A 1,115-nucleotide genomic window follows, 5' to 3' on the forward strand; every position below is an offset into this window, starting at 1 on the left:
GAGGCTTCTACGTATCAGGTCAAAATCATTGGCCATTGTGGCGGTGTCTGATTCATCTCTTCTATCATCACCGACTCGATGTTGTGCCAGATAGCGGTGATGTCCGCCATTGTGATGCCAAGCAACCCCATTGCGAACCAACAGGCGGAAACAACGCCCAGACCGCTGCTGATCACCGCAAGCCCGACATAATCAGACCGACGAAAACGGATGTTGAGTGTGCTGGCCAGAAACATCATTACGGCACTAAGAAGTTGCCAGCGAAGAAGAACCACGCCAGTGGTGAGGGTAGCCATCAAACAATTCCTCTGAAAAGAGCCGATGCCCTGGACAGCGCGGCGTTGTTCACGGGAGGCGTGGTACACTCTGGCTATCGCGGGGCTTGCAGAACACAAAAATGAAACACTCTGTTTGTTTCATTAATTTTGTGAACCATATCACAATTGATTGTTTGTTAGCCATATTAGGCCGTGACTTTTATTGCTGTACAGATTATGTGGTTTTTCAGTGGCATTAAGGGCATATCTTCCCGCCGCCTCTGTATTCCTGTAGAAAATTAATTTTGAATATCAATGAATTATTTTCATCCAGGTGACGATTAAAAAGGTATCAATTTCAAATCAGGCAAAAGTGCTATTTATACCGTAAGATTTATCTAAAGACGTCGGTAGCCAGGGTTTCACCTTGCAATGGCCGGGTATAAACAGGCAGGAAATTGATAGCAATGAGTCATCGTGCACGACACCAATTACTGGCGTTGCCGGGCATTATCTTTTTAGTTCTCTTTCCCATCATTCTTTCGCTATGGATTGCCTTCCTTTGGGCAAAATCAGAAGTGAATAATCAGCTCCGAACCTTTGCTCAACTGGCACTGGATAAATCCGAGCTGGTCATTCGCCAGGTAGATTTAGTGAGCGATGCAGCTGAACGCTATCAGGGGCAAGTTTGCACTCCAGCCCATCAAAAGCGAATGTTGAATATTATTCGTGGCTATCTTTATATTAATGAATTGATCTATGCCCGTGATAACCATTTTTTATGCTCATCGCTGATAGCGCCTGTAAACGGCTATACGATTGCACCGGCCGATTATAAGCGTGAACCTAACGTTTCTA

The 1,115-nt window shown here is 45.2% G+C and carries 2 protein-coding genes; one reads left to right on the forward strand and one right to left on the reverse strand.

The annotated features are described in order from the left end of the window. Window positions 1–14: 14 nt before the first annotated feature. Window positions 15–296, reverse strand: a complete 282-nt coding sequence (locus tag ACUU1I_RS20680) for a YjcB family protein (RefSeq protein ID WP_001295689.1) — start codon at window positions 294–296, stop codon at window positions 15–17. 428 nt (window positions 297–724) lie between these two features. Between ACUU1I_RS20680 and ACUU1I_RS20685 the strand changes: the two genes are divergently transcribed. Further along, window positions 725–1,115: CSS-motif domain-containing protein (locus ACUU1I_RS20685; protein ID WP_449144919.1), on the forward strand; the 391-nt coding region annotated here is incomplete at its 3' end.

This window comes from Shigella sp. SIG3 (assembly GCF_053555855.1).

Coding starts and splice junctions, on each gene's coding strand:
- ACUU1I_RS20680 (WP_001295689.1), bottom strand. CDS start 296: ATGGCTACCCTCACCACTGGCGTGGTTCTTCTTCGCTGGCAACTTCTT.